2 protein-coding genes are annotated in these 1514 nt (G+C 48.2%); one reads left to right on the top strand and one right to left on the bottom strand.

The window, feature by feature from the left end; all coding sequences use genetic code 11:
* Window positions 1–90: 90 nt before the first annotated feature.
* A complete protein-coding gene (gene cas2, locus AC0QH1_RS00030) occupies window positions 91–372 on the bottom strand; it encodes a CRISPR-associated endonuclease Cas2 (RefSeq protein ID WP_324628695.1) in 282 nt (93 codons plus the stop codon).
* Between the two features lie 593 nt (window positions 373–965).
* Here cas2 and AC0QH1_RS00035 point away from each other — a divergent pair.
* The gene (locus AC0QH1_RS00035; RefSeq protein ID WP_324628696.1) at window positions 966–1208 is read left to right on the top strand and encodes a hypothetical protein; all 243 of its coding nucleotides are present in this window, start codon (window positions 966–968) and stop codon (window positions 1206–1208) included.
* Window positions 1209–1514 lie beyond the last annotated feature (306 nt).

The following is a 1514-nucleotide window of genomic DNA, read 5'->3' on the forward strand; positions in this document are numbered from 1 at the left end:
TCTTTAAATTGTTTCGGTAAAGTTTTCCATAATTTTTCTCTCGCCAACGGGTTTCCCTACCGCCGGGAAACCCCACCGCCCCCATCCCCATTAAATCACCACCGATTCCGGAACCCTACTGGTCGGCGGTCCGATTCCCCAACTTTGGATTTGCAACATTGTGTGACTGGAAAGGGGATAAAATCGCAGGCTATCTTGGCTGAAATTGACTTTTTTCCGCAGTTTTTGGCACAATTCCTTAAATTTGCTTTGGGTTAATCGACATTCAAAGGTTGAATATTGCACCCAAGTGCCATATGCTTTTAACAAGTCGTGAACTTTTTGGCGACGCTTGTTGCAGGGAATATCGTACACAATCACGTAGAATAACATGAGGGATATTTTGTCAAATTTCTATACATTAAAATCCTCCACTCGCCACCCCCGCTAGGAACGTGGCAAATCCATTGAAAATCGCCACGCTGACGTTGCGGACTAAAGCGGCGCGAGTCGAGAAATATAGCATAAGTGAGTTCCTCCGTTTCGGGTGGAATGTGATGGATAGTTCCACCCTAAAGAGAAGCTTCAACACAAACCAGGATTTTGGCGCGAACGAGGAAATTTTTGTTGGTGGTTGGTCATTGGTCGTTGGTGGTTGGTGGTTCGTCATGGGTCATTTGACCCGGAACCTTCCGACCTGTGACCCCATGACCACCAACCCCCAGCAACCAACCCCCAACCCCAATCACCAATGACAAATGACCAATAACCAATAACCAACCCCCAACCCCCAGCAACCAACCCCCAACCCCAATCACCAATGACAAATGACCAATAACCAATAACCAACCCCCAGCAACCAACCCCAATCACCAATGACAAATGACAAATGACAAATAACCAACCCCCAGCAACCAACCCCCAACCCCAATCACCAATGACAAATGACAAATGACAAATGACAAATGACAAATGACAAATGACAAATGCCCCTCCTGCGACCGGGTCGGCAAATCCCCGAAATGCCGATTTTCTCGTTTACCCGGTCGATGTCTCTCCCAGAAAGGGTTTCAGCGTTTTTGGCGGCGGCGCGATCGGGTGGCTGTAGCTACATTTTCCGACCCCGTCGCAAACCGGGTCTGGAAACCTTGCCAGCTATGGTTTACAATTTAAGGGGTCGGGTGCGATTCGTTCCCGCAAAAGCGGAAGGTAAAACGCCTGAAGCGTAAGTGGGGCAAGGAACACAGCCCTCAAGAGCTGACCCCCCCACAGGACGGTAAGTCCGATGGTTGGCCGAAACAAAACGGTATAAACTGATACAAAAAAGTCAACCAAAAACCTCGGAAAACTAAAGGTTAAGAGAATTTCACACTTCTTTACAAAATCTTTACAATCCGACGGAAAACTGGGAAGAACCTTGACAACTGAATGTCGATGGTGGTGAAAGCCCACCCCATAAAGTGTGTCATGTGAAAGCACCTCCCCCACGGTAGCGACTGGTCATCAATCCGTGAAGCGGGGAGGAAAGGTGGTTA

Source organism: Phormidium sp. CCY1219 (genome assembly GCF_055795085.1).

Bases quoted from the DNA above. Each gene is read 5' to 3' on its own strand.
- AC0QH1_RS00035 (WP_324628696.1), top strand. From the start codon at position 966: ATGCCCCTCCTGCGACCGGGTCGGCAAATCCCCGAAATGCCGATTTTC.
- cas2 (WP_324628695.1), bottom strand. From the start codon at position 372: ATGTTATTCTACGTGATTGTGTACGATATTCCCTGCAACAAGCGTCGC.